Below are 15,977 nucleotides of genomic sequence, written 5' to 3'. Positions count from 1 at the left end.
CCGGGGGGCCCGGCGCCGCCCGACGGCTCAGGAGAGCCGACGGGCCACCTCGGTCGCCCAGTAGGTCAGGATCAGGTTCGCGCCCGCGCGCTTGACGCCCGTGAGCGTCTCCATGATCGCCGCGTCCCGGTCGATCCAGCCGCGCTCCGCGGCGGCCTCGACCATCGCGTATTCGCCGGAGATCTGGTACGCGGCGACGGGGACGTCCACCGCGTCCGCGATCCTGCACAGCACGTCCAGGTACGGCATCGCCGGCTTGACCATCACCATGTCCGCGCCCTCGGCGATGTCGAGCTCCAGCTCGCGCATCGACTCCCGGGCGTTGGCCGGATCCTGCTGGTAGGTCCTGCGGTCGCCCCGCAGGGAGGAGTTGACCGCCTCCCGGAAGGGCCCGTAGAACGCGGACGCGTACTTGGCGGTGTACGCCAGCAGCGACACGTCCTGGTGCCCGGCCTCGTCCAGCGCGCGGCGGACGAAACCGATCTGGCCGTCCATCATCCCGCTCGGCCCCAGCACGTGCGCGCCGGCCTCGGCCTGGACGCACGCCATCTCCGCGTACCGCTCCAGCGTGGCGTCGTTGTCCACCCGGCCGCGCTCGTCCAGGACGCCGCAGTGGCCGTGGTCGGTGAACTCGTCCAGGCACAGGTCGGACATGACCACCAGGTCGTCGCCGACCTCGGCCCGCACGTCCCGCAGCGCGACCTGGAGGATGCCGTCCGGGTCGGTGCCCGGGGAGCCGACGGCGTCCTTCCTGCCGTCCTCGGGCACGCCGAAGAGCATGATGCCGCCGACGCCCGCCGCCACGGCCTCGGCCGCGGCCTTCCGCAGGCTGTCGCGGGTGTGCTGGTACACACCGGGCATCGAGGAGATGCCCACCGGCTCGGTGATGCCCTCCCGCACGAAGGCGGGCAGGATCAGCTCGGCCGGGTGGAGTCGGTGCTCCGCCACCATCCGGCGCATGGCCGGGGTGGTGCGCAGCCGCCGGGGGCGGACCGCGGGGAAGCCCCCGCGGCCGCCGCTCGGCGCACCGCCGTACGTGTTCCCGCCGGTCGTCACGGTGTCCGTGCCCTCCTCCTCGTCGGCCGCTTCTCACTCGGCCGCTGTACCGCCTCGCCTGCCTCGATCGCCGCCGCCCGGCGCTTGGCGCCGAACTCCGCGAGCGCCTCGGCCAGCTTGTGCACCGACGGCTCGGGCGCCATGACGTCCACGCGCAGCCCGTGCTCCTCCGCCGTCTTGGCCGTCGCCGGACCGATGCAGGCGATGACCGTCACGTTGTGCGGCTTGCCGGCGATGCCGACGAGGTTCCGCACGGTGCTGGAGGACGTGAACAGCACGGCGTCGAACCCGCCGCCCTTGATGGCCTCGCGCGTCTCGGCCGGCGGAGGCGAGGCGCGCACCGTCCGGTAGGCGGTGACGTCGTCCACCTCCCAGCCCAGCTCGATCAGACCCGCCACCAGCGTCTCGGTGGCGATGTCGGCGCGCGGCAGGAAGACGCGGTCGATCGGGTCGAAGACCGGGTCGTAGGGCGGCCAGTCCTCCAGCAGTCCGGCTGCGGACTGCTCGCCGCTGGGCACCAGATCGGGCTTGACGCCGAACTCCACCAGCGCCCTGGCCGTCTGCTCGCCGACGGCCGCGACCTTGATCCCGGCGAAGGCGCGGGCGTCCAGGCCGTACTCCTCGAACTTCTCGCGCACCGCCTTGACCGCGTTGACCGAGGTGAAGGCGATCCACTCGTAGCGGCCCGTGACCAGGCCCTTGACCGCGCGCTCCATCTGCTGGGGCGTGCGCGGCGGCTCGACGGCGATGGTGGGCACCTCGCTGGGCACGGCCCCGTAGGAGCGGAGCTGCTCGGAGAGCGAGGCCGCCTGCTCCTTGGTGCGGGGCACGAGCACCTGCCAGCCGAACAGCGGCTTGGACTCGAACCAGGCGAGCCTCTCGCGCTGCTCCGCGGCGGCACTGCGCTCGCCCACCACGGCTATCGCCGGGCGGCTCCCGCCCGCCGAGGGCAGCACCTTGGCGGCCCTGAGCGTCTGGGCGATGGAACCGAGCGTCGCCGTCCAGGTGCGCTGCCGGGTGGTGGTGCCGTCGACGGTGACGGTCAGCGGGGTGTCGGGCTTGCGGCCCGCCGTGACCAGTTCGGCGGCGTCGGCGGCGACGGACTCCAGGGTGGTCGAGACCACCACGGTGGAGTCGCTGGCCCCGACCTCGTTCCACGCCCGGCTGTCGGCGGTCCGCGCGTCGAGGAAGCGCACGTCCGCGCCGTGCCCGTTGCGCAGCGGCACCCCCGCGTAGGCGGGGACGCCCACGGCGTTGGCGACGCCGGGCACGACCTCGAAGGTGATGCCCTCCGCGGCGCAGGCCAGCATCTCGTCGGCCGCGTTGGCGTCGAGCCCGGGATCCCCCTGGACCGCACGGACCACCCGCTTGCCGCCGCGTGCGGCCCGCATGACAAGATTTACCGCATCGTCGGTACCGGCGGAGCCCGCTGACGTGTCGTCACCTGCTGCCTGGAGCGGCGTGTCGACACCTGCCCGCACGTGCGTCCGCACGACGTCGTACACCTGCGGGTCGGCGACCAGTACATCGGCCTGCGCCAGCGCCTCCACGGCGCGCAGCGTCAGCAGTCCCGGGTCTCCGGGCCCGGCACCGAGGAAGGTGACGTGCCCGTGGGTGCCGTACGAGTGATTGGTGGTGGGGCTCAATGTGCTCGCTCCCCCATCAGACCGGCCGCGCCCTTGGCGAGCATCTCGTCGGCGAGTTCGCGTCCCAGGGCCTCGGCCCGGGCGAGCGACTCGGCGGCGGACTCCGGTACGGAGCCGGTGGTGGACAGCTGCACCAGAGTGGTGCCGTCGGTGGTGCCGACGACCCCGCGCAGGTGCAGTTCGGTGACATCCCGCTCCTCGTCCCGTACCTCGGCCAGTGCGCCGACGGGCGCGCTGCAACCGGCTTCCAGGGCGGAGAGCAGGCTTCGCTCGGCGGTCACGGCGACCCGCGTGCGCAGGTCGTCGAGTTCGGCGAGCCGGGCTGTGAGTTCCTCGTTCGACGCCGCGCACTCGACCGCCAGGGCGCCCTGGCCGGGAGCGGGCAGGACCGTCCCGGGGTCGAGGAGTTCGGTGATCGCGTCGGCCATTCCGGCGCGCCGCAGACCGGCGGTGGCCAGGACGACCGCGTCCAGCTCGCCGGAGCTCACGAACCCGAGGCGGCGCTCGATGTTCCCCCGGATCGGCACGGTCTCGACGCGTTTGCCGAGCGCCCGCGCCCAGGCGTTGAGCTGCGCCATGCGGCGCGGCGAGCCGGTGCCGACCCGGGCGCCGTCCGGCAGCTGCTCGAACGTGAGGCCGTCGCGTGCGATCAGCGCGTCGCGCGGGTCCTCGCGCACCGGCACGGCGGCCAGCGCCAGCCGCGGGGGCTGGGCGGTGGGGAGGTCCTTGAGGGAGTGAACGGCGAAGTCGACCTCGCCCGCGAGCAGCGCGTCGCGCAGCGCGGAGACGAAGACGCCCGTGCCGCCGATGCGGGAGAGGTGCTCACGGGAGACGTCGCCGTAGGTGGTGATGCCCACCAGCTCGACGGGCCGTCCGGTGAGCTGCCGGACCCGCTCGGCCACCTGCCCGGACTGGGCCATGGCGAGGGTGCTGCCACGAGTGCCCAGCTTCAAGGGCCGGGAGGCGTTGGTGCTCATTGCCGCTCCTGTTCGGGGTTGCTGACAGCCGCGACGGTCTGGGGGTCCAGATCGAACAGCTTGCGCAGCGCGTCGGCGTATCCGGCGCCGCCCGGCTCGCCGGCGAGCTGCTTGACGCGGACGGTGGGCGCGTGCAGCAGCTTGTCGACGACCCGCCGTACGGTCTGGGTGATCTCGGCTCGCTGTTTGTCGTCGAGTTCGGGGAGGCGCCCTTCGAGGCGGGCCATCTCGGCCGCCACGACGTCGGCCGCCATGGAGCGCAGCGCCACCACGGTGGGGGTGATGGTCGCCGCGCGCTGGGCGGCGCCGAAGGCGGCGACCTCGTCCGCGACGATGCCGTGCACCTTGTCGACGTCCGCCGCCATGGGTGCGTCGGCCGAGGCCTCGGCGAGCGACTCGATGTCCACCAACCGTACGCCCTCCATGCGGTGGGCGGCGGCGTCGATGTCGCGGGGCATGGCGAGGTCGAGCAGGGCGACCGGTTCGCCGCCGGAGGCCGCGCGCCCGGCGAACGCGGCCGCCAGGTCGTCGGCCGTCAGCACGAGGCCGGTGGCGCCCGTGCAGGAGACGACGACGTCGGCGTGCGGGAGCTGCGCGGACAGCTCGGCGGTGGGCACGGCGCGGGCCGCGAGCCCGCCGCCGTCCAGGCCGGCCGCCAGGCGCCGGGCGCGCTCCAGCGTCCTGTTGACGATCACCAGTTCGCTGACACCGGCCCGCGCGAGCGTCGTGGCGGCGAGCGAGGACATCGACCCGGCGCCGATCACCAGGGCGCGTCTGCCGCGCGCCCACTCCCCGACCGGGCGTCCGGCCGCGAGCTGCTCCAGGCCGAAGGTCACCAGGGACTGGCCGGCCTTGTCGATGCCGGTCTCGCTGTGCGCCCGCTTGCCGACCCGCAGCGCCTGCTGGAACAGGTCGTTCAGCAGCCGCCCGGCGGTGTGCTGGTCCTGCGCGACGGCCAGCGCGTCCTTGATCTGCCCGAGGATCTGCCCCTCGCCGACGACCATCGAGTCCAGCCCGCAGGCCACCGAGAACAGGTGGTGGACGGCGCGGTCCTCGTAGTGGACGTACAGGTGGGGGGTCAGCTCCTCCAGACCGACGCCGCTGTGCCGGGCGAGCAGGCCGGACAGCTCGGCGACGCCGGCGTGGAACTTGTCGACGTCGGCGTACAGCTCGATGCGGTTGCAGGTGGAGAGCACCGCCGCTTCCGTGGTGGGTTCGGCGCCGACCGCGTCCTGGAGCAGCTTCCCGCGCATCTCGGGCGCGAGGGCGGCCCGCTCCAGAACGCTCACCGGCGCACTGCGGTGGCTCAGTCCCACGACCAGCAGACTCATGCGCGTCCCTCGCTTCGCTCGGGCAGTACACCGTGCGGGAGGCACGGGACGCGCGGCGTGGCGGCTCGCTCGTTCATGCGGGCATCACCGCGGGCACGTCCCCGTCAGGTCCCGAATCGGTTCCGTCGGTGCGGCGGCGCACGGAGGCGGCGGGGGGCGCCGCGGGCGGGGCGGTGTCCGCCGCGCCCTCGCCGGCCGGTTCCTCGCCCGCCTTGCGCTGCTCGTGGAAGGCGAGGATCTGCAGTTCTATGGAGAGGTCCACCTTGCGCACGTCCACGCCCTCGGGCACGGACAGCACGGTCGGCGCGAAGTTCAGGATGGAGGTCACCCCGGCGGCGACGAGCCGGTCGCAGACCTGCTGCGCGGCTCCGGCGGGGGTGGCGATGACGCCGATGGACACGCCGTTCTCCTCGATGATCGTCTCGAGGTCGTCGGTGTGCTGCACCGGGATCCCGGCGACCGGCTTGCCGGTCATCGACGGGTCCGCGTCGATCAGCGCGGCGACGCGGAAGCCGCGGGAGGCGAAACCGCCGTAGTTGGCGAGCGCGGCGCCGAGGTTTCCGATCCCGACGATCACCACGGGCCAGTCCTGGGTCAGCCCCAGCTCACGGGAGATCTGGTAGACGAGGTACTCGACGTCGTAGCCGACACCGCGGGTGCCGTACGAGCCGAGGTAGGAGAAGTCCTTGCGCAGCTTGGCGGAGTTGACGCCGGCGGCGGCCGCCAGCTCCTCCGAGGAGACCGTGGGCACCGAACGCTCGGAGAGCGCGGTGAGCGCCCGCAGGTACAGCGGAAGACGGGCGACGGTGGCCTCGGGGATCCCTCGGCTGCGGGTCGCCGGTCGGTGTGTTCGGCCAGTTGCCACGGTGCTCCTGCCGTCTGCGCGTAACGGTGAGCGGTCCCGATGGACATCTGCTGGACATCTGTCCGGACCGCTCAGTCCTGCCCAGGCTATGCCTTTGTGAAAGCGTGCACAAAAGCGGTGTCCGCTTTGTCCGGTCAAAGTGACCGGCACCACACGAGCCGCACCGGCGCGGCCCCTTCTTCACGCCCTCCCCGCAGTCTCCTCCATCGCACCGCAGCGCGCTCGGGCGGCGCTGGAGGAACGGTCAGGACTCCAGCGCCGCGCGCAGCCGCCGCGGGTCGACCCTCCAGAAGTCGTGCTGGGCCCCGTCCACGAGCACCACCGGGATCTGCTCCCAGTACCGGCGGTACAGCTCCTCGTCCTGGGTGATGTCCTTCTCCTCCCAGCGCGCGCCCAGTTCCGCGCAGACCTCGCTGACCACCGCGCGCGCGTCGTCGCACAGGTGGCAGCCCGGCTTGCCGATGAGAGTCACGGTCCTCATGACCGCCATTGTGCCGCTCCCCGTCCCCCGGCACCCGGCCCGGGCCGCACCAGACCCCTCCGGCCCCTTCGGCCCCTCCCCCGCCGGCGTACTCCTCCGTTGGCCCACTCCCCGCCCCGGCGACGCCCGCCTGTCACCGGAACCGCCCCCGGCAGTGGTTATGCTCGCCGCATGGCCGCACTTGGATGGCTCCTCTCCCGCAGGCGTTCGGCGACGGCTCGCAGCGTGCTCGCAGGCGAGGCCGCCGCCGAGGCGGCACGCAGGACCTCTCAGGAGGTGGACGGGCTCCCGCCGGGCGAGCCCGGGAAACCGGCGGAACCGGAGTTCCCGGTCCGCGGGGACGTCCGGGCCGCCGCCTTCTTCGACCTCGACAACACGATCATGCAGGGCGCGGCCCTGTTCCACTTCGGGCGCGGCCTGTACAAGCGGAAGTTCTTCGACACGCGCGAGCTGCTCCGCTTCGCCTGGCAGCAGGCCTGGTTCCGGCTGGCGGGCTCGGAGAACGCCGAGCACATGCAGGACGCCCGCGACAGCGCGCTGTCCATCGTCAAGGGCCACCGGGTCTCGGAGCTGATGGAGATCGGCGAGGAGATCTACGACGAGTACATGGCCGACCGGATCTGGCCGGGCACCCGCGCCCTGGCCCAGGCCCACCTGGACGCGGGCCAGAAGGTGTGGCTGGTCACCGCCGCCCCCGTGGAGACCGCCACGATCATCGCCCGCCGGCTGGGGCTGACCGGCGCGCTGGGCACCGTCGCGGAGTCCGTCGACGGCGTCTACACCGGGCGCCTGGTCGGCGAGCCGCTGCACGGCCCGGCGAAGGCGGAGGCGGTACGGGCGCTGGCCGCCGCCGAGAACCTGGACCTCTCGCGGTGCGCCGCCTACAGCGACTCGGCCAACGACATCCCCATGCTCTCGCTCGTCGGGCACCCCTACGCCATCAACCCCGACAGCAGGCTGCGCGCGCACGCGCGCGAGAGGGGCTGGCGGCTGCGCGACTACCGGACCGGCCGGAAGGCCGCGAAGGTGGGCATCCCCGCGGCGGCCGGGGTCGGCGCGGTGGCGGGCGGCGCCGCGGCGGCCGTGGCGCTCCAGCGCCGCCGCCGCTAGACCGCCGGCGCTGGACCGCCGGCGCTGGACCGCCGGAGCGGCGGCGAACGCGGGAAGACTTCCACCGACCGCATGCGCGCAACGAATCGATCGCGAATTGACATGAATCGATCGGTTCGCGCACCGCATTCGCTGTTCGAATCGCCGAAAACGCATACCAGAGCAAACCTGGCCGCTGATTTCGGCAACTAGGTGTAGCACAGCCTGTACGAAGCGTTATTCTCCTCAGACGCAATCCGGTGTCCACACGCCCTCGCGACGGGCGGACGGTCCCGCACTGCACGTGATGGAAGCTCTGCCTCTGGGAGTCCCGTGTACCCACACGTCGGGGTTGACGCCTCGGGCCTGGCTGCGCTGCGCACAGCGGTCATCCACCAACTGCGCGCAATCGTCCCCTCCGCGTACGCCGCCCCCGCCCTCGCCGCACCTGTCCCCGCAGGCCCCGTCTACGCCCTGGCCGAGAGAGCCGCCGCGAGCGCCGCGCCGATCGGCCGGCGCGCCCACGCCGCGACCGCCTCGGGGGCCACCCGCCGCCCGGCGGCCGACAGCGACAGCCGCCGCATGATGGACCTCGTCGAACGCGCCCAGGCCGGCGAGGCCGAGGCGTTCGGGCGCCTCTACGACCAGTACTGCGACACCGTCTACCGCTACATCTACTACCGCGTCGGCGGCCGCGCCACGGCCGAGGACCTCACCAGCGAGACGTTCCTGCGCGCCCTGCGCCGGATCGGCACCTTCACCTGGCAGGGCCGGGACTTCGGCGCCTGGCTGGTCACCATCGCGCGCAACCTGGTCGCGGACCACTTCAAGTCGAGCCGTTTCCGCCTGGAGGTCACCACCGGCGAGATGCTCGACGCCAACGAGGTGGAGCGCAGCCCGGAGGACTCCGTCCTGGAGTCCCTCTCCAACGCCGCCCTGCTGGAGGCCGTGCGCAAGCTCAACCCGCAGCAGCAGGAGTGCGTGACGCTCCGCTTCCTCCAGGGCCTGTCCGTGGCGGAGACCGCGCGGATCATGGGGAAGAACGAGGGCGCGATCAAAACCCTCCAGTACCGTGCGGTGCGGACGCTGGCACGTCTGCTCCCGGAGGGCAGCCGGTGACTTCCGGTGACCGTCCGCGCCCCGGGGGTCAACCGGGCAATCGGATCATCCGCAGGGCGTAACCAGCGTGCCCGGCGTTCGTTGTCCGGATTGCAGACTCCCCACGGCTTCCCATGCCCGGGCGGAAGCGCCCGCCCGGCCGTTTCCGGACAGGCCGTGCAACCTTCCTGCGAAGTCGGGAGTCGACCGTGCTGACGAGAGGAGGTGCCGCCCGTGATGGGAGCCGTATCGCCGAGCCGGCGGGCAAACGCCTTCGCCCAGGCTCTGGACGAGCGCGAGCCCGAGGGCGCGGCGACCGACCGGTCCGGGGGCGCTGTCCCGGCCACACCAGACACCCCGGCCGGTCCCGCGGACCCGGACGGGACGGCGGGGAGGGCGGACGAGCAGGCGACACTGCTGTCCCTGGCCGACCGGCTGGCGTCCCTGCCAAGACCGGCGATGGCCCCCGACGTCAAGGCCGCACAGCGGGCCCGGCTCATCGCCGCCATGGAGAGCGCCTTCGCCGAGGGCGGCGACTCCTCCCGCGTACCGGGGCAGCGCACCTCCTCCCGTCCGGGACGCGGGGGAGCCCACCGTGCCTCTCCCCTCGGTCCACTGGGCAGGCTGCGCCCCAGGTCCCGGCTCACCCAGGGACTCGCGGCGGGCGGCCTGGGAGTCAGCGTCGCCGCCGGCGCCTTCGCCGGAGCGGCGGTGGCCAGCACCGACGCCCTGCCCGGTGACACCCTCTACGGCCTCAAGCTGGGCATGGAGGACCTCACGCTCGACCTGGCCGACGACGACGCCGACCGCGGCAAGGTCCACCTGGACCACGCCTCCAAGCGGCTGAACGAGGCGCGGCGCCTGCTGGAGCGCGACCGCTCGGGCCGGCTGGACCACGAGTCGGTCGGCGAGATCCGCCGCGTGCTCTCCCTTATGCGGCACGACGCCGCCGAGGGGCACCGGCTGCTCAGCGGGGTGTACGAGCGGGACGGCTCGATCAACCCGATCCGGACGCTCTCCTCCTTCTCCGAGTCCCACGGGGCCGTGTGGCAGCAGCTGCGCGGACGTCTTCCCGAGCAGCTCACGGACGTGAGCGACCAGGTCACCTCGGTCTTCGACGCCATAAACGACGAGGTCACCCCCCTGCGGTCCCTGCTGAGACCGGAGTCGGACGACGAGCCGGCCGACGGCGACCGCACCGGCGACGGCCGCGCTGGTGGTGACGGTACGGCCCGGCCGGCCCCGTCCGCGCCGGACGAGGGCTCCCCGGAAGACCACCGGCGGGACGGCGGACGGCCCAGCCCCTCCGGCTCCCGGACGGACGAGGAGGAGGAAGGCCTGCCGGACCCGGGGGATCTGCTGGATCCCCCCGCGGACGGGGACGACATGCCGTCCGTCCCCGGCGGCGATGTCCCCGGTGTGCCCAAACCGGACATCACCATCCCGCCGCTCCTGCCCAACATCCTGCCGGGGCTGGGCATCGACAGCGACGACGACCACCGGGGCGACCGCTGACGCACGGGCGGCCGGGCACCCCGCGGGGTGCCCGGCCGCCCGTGCCGTCCGTCCGAACCGTCCGCCGGATCCCCGGCCGCTCAGAAGAACACCGACCGCCTCCGCACCAGCAACCTGTAGAGGGTGTGCTGGATCGTCTCCCGGACCTGATCGGTCAGGTTGAACATCAGCATCGGATCCTCGACCGCCTCCGGCGGATAGTCGTCCATCGGAATCGGTTCGCCGAACTGGATCGTCCACTTCGTCGGCAGCGGCAGCATCCCCAGCGGTCCCAGAAGCGGGAAGGTGGGCGTGACGGGGAAGTACGGGAAGCCGAGCAACCGCGCCAGCGTCTTCAGGTTGCCGACCATCGGATAGATCTCCTCCGCCCCGACGATCGAGCAGGGCACGATCGGCACGCCCGCCTGCAACGCCGTGGAGACGAACCCTCCGCGTCCGAAGCGCTGGAGCTTGTAGCGCTCCGAGAACGGCTTCCCCAGCCCCTTGAACCCCTCGGGCATCACCCCGACGATCTCGCCCCGCTCCAGCAGCCGCAGGGCGTCCTCGGCGCACGCCAGGGTGTGGCCGGCCTTCCGGGCCAGCTCGTTGACGACCGGCAGCACGAAGACCAGGTCAGCCGCCAGCAGCCGCAGGGCCCGCCGCGCCGGATGGTGGTCGTGCACCGCGACCTGGAGCATCAGCGCGTCCAGCGGCAGCGTCCCGGAGTGGTTGGCGACCACCAGCGCGCCGCCCTCGGACGGGATGTTCTCGATGCCGAGCACCTCGACCCGGAAGTACTTCTCGTACAGCGGCCGCAGCAGCGACAGCAGCACCTGCTCGGTGAGCTCCGCGTCGTAGCCGAACTCGTCGACCTCGTACTCCCCCGTGATCCTCCGCCGCAGGAACGCCAGGCCGGCCGCGATCCTGCGGTCCCAGTCGTCCCCGCCGTCCGGCCGCGGCGCCTCGTCCTCAACGGCCGCTTCCCGGGCCGCGTCCCGCGCTCCCGCTCCCGTCTCCGGCCGCGGCCCGGGTTCGGGCTCCGGCACGGCGGCCAGCGGCGTCTGGCCGCCTTCCTGGGGCGCCTGGCGGCCGTCCTCGCCCATGCGCCGGCGACCGGCCGGCGGGCGCCCCCTGGCGGCCCGCCCGGCGCCGCGCGAGCGGTCGTCGTCGAACGGGATGACCTTGGCGTCAGCCATGGCGGACGACCTCCTCGATGCGGTCCACGGCATGTGCGAGTGTCTCGGGCGGCAGCAGCCCCGGACCGTGACTGCGCGCGAAGTCCGCGAAGGTCTCGGCCGTGGTGTGCTTCGGTTCGAAGCCGAGGACCTCGCGCATCTGGGTGGTCTCCACGACCCTGCCGTGCGTCAGCAGCCGGATCTGTTCGGCCGAGAAGTCCGTGACTCCCACCGAGCGCAGCGCGGTCCCGGTCCAGCGGATGGCCGGAAGCAGCAGGGGCAGCGTCGGCTTCCCCAGCCGCCGCGCGGCCTGGGAGAGCAGCAGTACCCCGTCTCCCGCGATGTTGAACGTCCCCGCGTTGAGCGTGCCCCGCCGCGGCTCCCCGGAGGCCAGCCGCAGCACCTCCACGACGTCGTCCCCGTGGACGAACTGCAGCCGCGGGTCGTAGCCGAGGACGGTCGGCAGCACGGGCAGCCGGAAGTACTCGGCGAGCGGCGTGTCCGCGCTCGGGTCGAGGATGTTGGCGAAGCGCAGCACGGTCACGGCCACGTCGGGACGGCGGCGGGCGAACCCGCGCACATACCCCTCGACCTCCACGATGTCCTTGGCGAAGCCGCCGCCGGGCAGCGCCTTGGGCACCGTGGTCTCGGTGAAGACCGCCGGATCGCGGGGGGAGGACCCGTAGACGTTCGTGCTGGACTTCACCACCAGCCGCTGCACGGACGGGGTCTTCTGGCACGCGCCGAGGAGCTGCATCGTGCCGATGACGTTGGTCTCCTTGACCGACGCACGGGTGCCGCGCGGCAGGAGCGGTATGCCGCTGACGTCCAGGTGGACGACGGTGTCCACGCCGTGCTCGGCGATCACCCCGGCGATGGCGGGCTGCCGGATGTCGATCCGGACGAACTCGGCGCCGCCGAGGTGGTGTGCGGGCGGCAGGGCGTCCACGCCGACGACCCGGTCGACGTCGGGATCGCGCAGGATCCGCCGTACGAAGCGCCCGCCGAGCTGCCGGGCCACTCCGGTGACGAGCACGACCTTGCCCACGGATGCTCCTTCTCAGCGCTCTCGGTGTGCGGCGGCCACTCCCGGAAGGCCCGTCGCCCGGGCCCCGGCGGGCCCTGTTCCGGCTCTGTCCTGCTTCCACCGCCACCGTATCGGGTGGACGCGCCCCCACGCCGGAACGCCACCGCCCTCCCACCGGCTTGCCGGTGGGAGGGCGGTGGTCAGTGTGCGGCGCGCCCGCTCACTTCTTGTTGCGGCGCTGCACGCGTGTGCGCTTGAGCAGCTTGCGGTGCTTCTTCTTGGCCATCCGCTTGCGCCGCTTCTTGATAACAGAGCCCACGAACTTACCCTCGCTCACTTCGTCACTCGGTGCGGGGCGTCCGAGCCCACACGACCTACATCGGCCCAGAGTACCCGGCGCCGGGTGATGGTAGTGACACGAGGGGTCCCCGAATTCCCGATTCCGGGTCTCTAGGCGCTCTTCTCCACCCCCACGTAGGACCCGCGGAGGTATTCGTGGACGGCCTGCTCCGGCACCCGGAAGGACCTGCCGACCCGGATCGCCGGCAGATGACCGCTGTGCACCAGGCGGTACACGGTCATCTTGGACACTCGCATCACCGCGGCGACCTCCGCCACGGTCAGGAACACGACCTCGTTCAAAGGCCTCTCGGCAGCACCCATGTCACACCTGAACCTTCCGCACATGTCGGGCACCGGCTTCCCCTCCGGTGACTCCTGCTCGCATGCGCGCTCCTCCCCAGATTAGGTGCGGGTGATGCAAGTGGGGAAGAGGAGTAGCGATCAGCCCTCTAACGTGACAGACGGGAACGATTGAGCACATAGCGAGCAAGCGGACGGTAGTGCTCCGGAAGCACCGAGTCATCCATCGGGACGGCCACGCGCACCTTGCCCTCCGCCTCTCCGACGAACACCGCGGGATCGTCCGTATCCGCCGGCCCGATCGCTTCGAAACCGAGCTGACCAGCGCCGCAGATCCACCCGTGGTCCCCGATCACCAATTCCGGCAGGGGCCCGCCGAGGGCGGCGGCCGCATCGAGGACCACCCTCACCGGCAGAGGCGAATGGGAATGTGCGCCCGGCGCATCGGCCGCGGGGCGCACCCCCGTCCCGCGGATCAACGCGACTCCCCGTACGTACCGGAGGGTGTGCGGACGTACGCCGAATCCGGTCACCATGTCGATACGTCTGCCCTGCGCCGGGGTGAGCACATGGCATCCCGCCGCCGAGAGCCCCCTGGCCAAGATGGCGTAGAACTCCAGGAGACGGTGGGGGTGCCCGGTCCCCAGCAGCACCGGTGAACGGCGCCGGGCGGCCCTGCCGAGTCTTTCGGCGAAGACGTCCAGCGCGGCGATCGTCCGTTCCGGGTCGATCCTGTCGGGACCGGACACGTGTCCCGGGTCCGGCGACACGCCGCACCGCCGGGCCATCAGCCCGACCAGCCGGGCGACCGGCCAGTCCTCCTCCGGTTCCAGGCCCAGCAGCGCCCGGGGGTCGCCCGCGGCGAAGAGCCGGTACCGCACCAGGCTCCTCTCCCGGGTGGTCGCGATGGGACCCGCCAGCCGGGCCGCCAGCAGGTGTGCGCGCAGGGCATCGACGCTCGACACGCCTCTCACCCGCAGCATCCTCGCGGACCGACGTCGCCCTACGCCGCCGAAACCCCCGGGAACCACCCTCCGGACGGCTGTACGGCGCCGGACCCGGCCGTCACGGCAGCAGGCCGTGCGAGGGGTACACCGCGCGGCGTGTGGCGAGCACCGCCTGGTCCAGCGCGCTCGCCGGGTCGTATCCCGCCTCCCAGTCCGACCACACCGGCTCGCGGCCGTCCGTCATCCGCCGCGGGGCGTCGAGCCTGGTCCGCGCGTACACCTGGCTCCGCCAGTCCTCCGGGATCATGGTCTCCGGCGGGATCGGTTCGCCCGCCGCGATCGCCACCAGATGCGTCCAGGACCGCGGTACGACCTCGACGACCGCGTAACCGCCGCCGCCGAGCGCCACCCAGCGTCCCCCGGCGTACTCGTGCGCCCAGCCGTGGCAGGCCTCGGCGGCCACCCGCTGGGCGTCGACCGTCACCGCCAGGTGGGCGAGGGGGTCCTCGATGTGCGTGTCCGCGCCGTGCTGGGTCACCAGGACCTGCGGCCGGAAGGAGGCCAGCAGTTCCGGCACCACGGCGTGCAGCGCCCGCAGCCAGCCGCCGTCCGACGTGCCCGGCGGCAGCGCGATGTTCACCGCGCTGCCCTCTGCTCCCTCGCCGCCGGTCTCCTCAGGCCAGCCGGTTCCGGGGAAGAGCATGCGGGGATGCTCGTGCATCGAGATCGTCAGGACCCTCGGGTCGTTCCAGAAGGCCGCCTGCACGCCGTCCCCGTGGTGCACGTCCACGTCCACGTAAGCGACCCGCTCGGCTCCCAGTTCCAGCAGCCGGGCGATGGCCAGGGAGGCGTCGTTGTAGACGCAGAAGCCGGCGGCCGCGCCGGGCATCGCGTGGTGCAGCCCGCCCGCGATGTTGACGCCGTGCAGCACGTCTCCGCGCCAGACCGCCTCCGCGGCGCCGACGGACTGCCCGGCGATCAACGCCGAGACCTCGTGCATCCCCTCGAACGCCGGATCGTCCTCGGTGCCCAGGCCGTACGTCCCGTCGGCCGACCGGGGATCGGCCGACACCCGGCGCACGGTGTCGATGTAGTCGGAGCGGTGCACGAGCCTCAGCGTGGAGTCGCCGGCCGCCTTCGCGCCGACCACTTTCAGCCCGGGGGAACGAGGCAGCTCGAACGCCTCGACGAGCTTCATGGTCAGCCCGAGCCGCACCGGGTCCATCGGGTGCCCCGACCCGAAGTCGTAACCGGTGACCGCCTCGTCCCACATCAACTGTGCGCCGCCGCTCATACCCGTCACCGTATCGGTCGCGCCGGGGAAGCACGTGGCCGCCCACACCGGGGCGTGCGACGGCTCGGGCATTCAGGCGAGCAGGGCGAGCAGTTCGTCCATCTCCGAGAACAGGGCCGTGGCGCCCTCCAGTTTGTCGCCCGGCGTCATCGCGGTGAAGCCGTAGACGTCCATTCCGGCCGCCACGCCCGCCCGTACTCCCAGAGGGCTGTCCTCCACGACGGCACACCGCTCGGCCGGTACCCCCATCACGTCGGCGGCGTGCAGGAACAGGTCCGGTGCGGGCTTCCCCCGTCCCACGTCCTGCGAGCTGAAGATGCGCTTCTCCCCGAACCGGTCGTACAGCCCGGTCCTCCGGAGGGCCACCCTGATCCGCTCATGGCTGCCGGACGAGGCCACGCAGTACGGCACCCCTTCGGCGCCGAGCCTCCCGAGCACCTCGTCCACGCCGGCGACGGGCAGAAGGTCCTGTCGGAAGGCGTCGAAGACGCGGCTGTGGAAGACCTCGTCGAAGTCCTCGGGAAGCCGCTGCCCCGAACGCTCCAGGATCAGGTCGTGAATCCGGTGCATGGCGGACCCCATGTAGTCCCTGATGGATTCCTCGTAGGTGGTCGGGTGCCCCAGCTCGGTCAGATAGGCCGCGAGAATCCGATTGGATATCGGCTCACTGTCCACGAGAACACCGTCGTTGTCGAAGATCACCAGGTCATAGCGCATGCGCCACCCTAACCCGGAACGCATGAAAGCCCCGTCGGGTGACCCGACGGGGCTTTCATCACGAATTGTTCGGCGGCGACCTACTCTCCCACACGGTCCCCCGTGCAGTACCATCGGCGCTGGAGAGCTTAGCTTCCG

16 protein-coding genes and 1 rRNA gene are annotated in these 15,977 nt (G+C 72.4%); 3 read left to right on the top strand and 14 right to left on the bottom strand.

From position 1 onward, the window contains the following. Positions 1–27 precede the first annotated feature (27 nt). The 6 genes from hemB to ABD358_RS26795 form a co-directional block, all read right to left on the bottom strand. Positions 28–1,056, bottom strand: coding sequence for a porphobilinogen synthase (hemB, locus tag ABD358_RS26820; RefSeq protein WP_344633742.1), 1,029 nt, complete (start codon positions 1,054–1,056; stop codon positions 28–30). Continuing rightward, positions 1,053–2,702, bottom strand: a complete 1,650-nt coding sequence (locus tag ABD358_RS26815; protein ID WP_344633741.1) for a bifunctional uroporphyrinogen-III C-methyltransferase/uroporphyrinogen-III synthase — start codon at positions 2,700–2,702, stop codon at positions 1,053–1,055. The genes hemB and ABD358_RS26815 overlap by 4 nt, the downstream gene beginning before the upstream one ends. Then, on the bottom strand, positions 2,699–3,679 hold the full coding sequence (gene hemC / locus ABD358_RS26810) for a hydroxymethylbilane synthase (protein WP_344633740.1): 981 nt from the start codon (positions 3,677–3,679) through the stop codon (positions 2,699–2,701). Before hemC ends, ABD358_RS26815 begins: the two co-directional genes overlap by 4 nt. Beyond that, a complete protein-coding gene (locus ABD358_RS26805) occupies positions 3,676–5,010 on the bottom strand; it encodes a glutamyl-tRNA reductase (RefSeq protein ID WP_344633739.1) in 1,335 nt (444 codons plus the stop codon). The genes hemC and ABD358_RS26805 overlap by 4 nt, the downstream gene beginning before the upstream one ends. A gap of 73 nt (positions 5,011–5,083) precedes the next feature. Then, the gene (locus tag ABD358_RS26800; RefSeq protein WP_344633738.1) at positions 5,084–5,875 is read right to left on the bottom strand and encodes a redox-sensing transcriptional repressor Rex; all 792 of its coding nucleotides are present in this window, start codon (positions 5,873–5,875) and stop codon (positions 5,084–5,086) included. Between the two features lie 244 nt (positions 5,876–6,119). Then, a complete protein-coding gene (locus ABD358_RS26795) occupies positions 6,120–6,365 on the bottom strand; it encodes a glutaredoxin family protein (RefSeq protein WP_425576435.1) in 246 nt (81 codons plus the stop codon). Between the two features lie 162 nt (positions 6,366–6,527). Between ABD358_RS26795 and ABD358_RS26790 the strand changes: the two genes are divergently transcribed. The 3 genes from ABD358_RS26790 to ABD358_RS26780 all read left to right on the top strand — a co-directional run bounded on the left by ABD358_RS26790 (position 6,528) and on the right by ABD358_RS26780 (position 10,058). Beyond that, positions 6,528–7,466, top strand: a complete 939-nt coding sequence (locus ABD358_RS26790) for an HAD family hydrolase (protein WP_344633736.1) — start codon at positions 6,528–6,530, stop codon at positions 7,464–7,466. A gap of 312 nt (positions 7,467–7,778) precedes the next feature. Beyond that, positions 7,779–8,564, top strand: a complete 786-nt coding sequence (locus tag ABD358_RS26785) for an ECF subfamily RNA polymerase sigma factor, BldN family (protein WP_344633735.1) — start codon at positions 7,779–7,781, stop codon at positions 8,562–8,564. Between the two features lie 213 nt (positions 8,565–8,777). After that, positions 8,778–10,058 (top strand): DUF5667 domain-containing protein, encoded by a 1,281-nt coding sequence (locus ABD358_RS26780; RefSeq protein WP_344633734.1) that lies wholly within the window; start codon positions 8,778–8,780, stop codon positions 10,056–10,058. A gap of 80 nt (positions 10,059–10,138) precedes the next feature. On the opposite strand, the gene ABD358_RS26775 is transcribed toward ABD358_RS26780, so the two are convergent. From ABD358_RS26775 to rrf, 8 genes are all read right to left on the bottom strand, one after another. Next, on the bottom strand, positions 10,139–11,233 hold the full coding sequence (locus tag ABD358_RS26775; RefSeq protein WP_344633733.1) for a lysophospholipid acyltransferase family protein: 1,095 nt from the start codon (positions 11,231–11,233) through the stop codon (positions 10,139–10,141). Beyond that, positions 11,226–12,260, bottom strand: coding sequence for an NAD-dependent epimerase/dehydratase family protein (locus tag ABD358_RS26770; protein ID WP_344633732.1), 1,035 nt, complete (start codon positions 12,258–12,260; stop codon positions 11,226–11,228). Before ABD358_RS26770 ends, ABD358_RS26775 begins: the two co-directional genes overlap by 8 nt. Before the next feature lie 199 nt (positions 12,261–12,459). After that, positions 12,460–12,558: a 30S ribosomal protein bS22 gene (locus ABD358_RS26765; RefSeq protein ID WP_003948845.1), complete on the bottom strand. Its 99-nt coding sequence runs from the start codon at positions 12,556–12,558 to the stop codon at positions 12,460–12,462. A 131-nt stretch (positions 12,559–12,689) separates the two neighbouring features. Then, positions 12,690–12,902 (bottom strand): helix-turn-helix domain-containing protein, encoded by a 213-nt coding sequence (locus tag ABD358_RS26760; RefSeq protein ID WP_157840060.1) that lies wholly within the window; start codon positions 12,900–12,902, stop codon positions 12,690–12,692. A gap of 128 nt (positions 12,903–13,030) precedes the next feature. Further along, complete coding sequence (locus ABD358_RS26755) at positions 13,031–13,864, bottom strand: phosphatase (RefSeq protein WP_425576434.1); 834 nt, start codon at positions 13,862–13,864, stop codon at positions 13,031–13,033. An 82-nt stretch (positions 13,865–13,946) separates the two neighbouring features. Then, positions 13,947–15,122, bottom strand: coding sequence for an acetoin utilization protein AcuC (locus ABD358_RS26750; protein WP_344633730.1), 1,176 nt, complete (start codon positions 15,120–15,122; stop codon positions 13,947–13,949). 72 nt (positions 15,123–15,194) lie between these two features. Next, positions 15,195–15,839, bottom strand: a complete 645-nt coding sequence (locus ABD358_RS26745; protein WP_344633729.1) for an HAD family hydrolase — start codon at positions 15,837–15,839, stop codon at positions 15,195–15,197. Positions 15,840–15,906: 67 nt separating this feature from the next. Next, positions 15,907–15,977: ribosomal RNA gene (gene rrf / locus ABD358_RS26740) — 5S ribosomal RNA — on the bottom strand; the annotation flags it as partial.

This window comes from Streptomyces glaucosporus (genome assembly GCF_039533345.1).
GTDB lineage: Bacteria > Actinomycetota > Actinomycetes > Streptomycetales > Streptomycetaceae > Streptomyces > Streptomyces glaucosporus.
The sequence above is the reverse complement of the archived record's forward strand: the minus strand, read 5'-3'. Positions and strand labels throughout refer to the sequence as shown.

What these genes read in the sequence shown, in the direction of transcription:
- hemC (WP_344633740.1), bottom strand. Translation starts at nt 3,679, where the DNA reads ATGAGCACCAACGCCTCCCGGCCCTTGAAGCTGGGCACTCGTGGCAGC.
- ABD358_RS26805 (WP_344633739.1), bottom strand. Translation starts at nt 5,010, where the DNA reads ATGAGTCTGCTGGTCGTGGGACTGAGCCACCGCAGTGCGCCGGTGAGC.
- ABD358_RS26795 (WP_425576435.1), bottom strand. Translation starts at nt 6,365, where the DNA reads ATGGCGGTCATGAGGACCGTGACTCTCATCGGCAAGCCGGGCTGCCAC.
- ABD358_RS26790 (WP_344633736.1), top strand. Translation starts at nt 6,528, where the DNA reads ATGGCCGCACTTGGATGGCTCCTCTCCCGCAGGCGTTCGGCGACGGCT.
- ABD358_RS26775 (WP_344633733.1), bottom strand. Translation starts at nt 11,233, where the DNA reads ATGGCTGACGCCAAGGTCATCCCGTTCGACGACGACCGCTCGCGCGGC.
- ABD358_RS26760 (WP_157840060.1), bottom strand. Translation starts at nt 12,902, where the DNA reads ATGGGTGCTGCCGAGAGGCCTTTGAACGAGGTCGTGTTCCTGACCGTG.
- ABD358_RS26755 (WP_425576434.1), bottom strand. Translation starts at nt 13,864, where the DNA reads ATGCTGCGGGTGAGAGGCGTGTCGAGCGTCGATGCCCTGCGCGCACAC.
- ABD358_RS26750 (WP_344633730.1), bottom strand. Translation starts at nt 15,122, where the DNA reads ATGAGCGGCGGCGCACAGTTGATGTGGGACGAGGCGGTCACCGGTTAC.
- ABD358_RS26745 (WP_344633729.1), bottom strand. Translation starts at nt 15,839, where the DNA reads ATGCGCTATGACCTGGTGATCTTCGACAACGACGGTGTTCTCGTGGAC.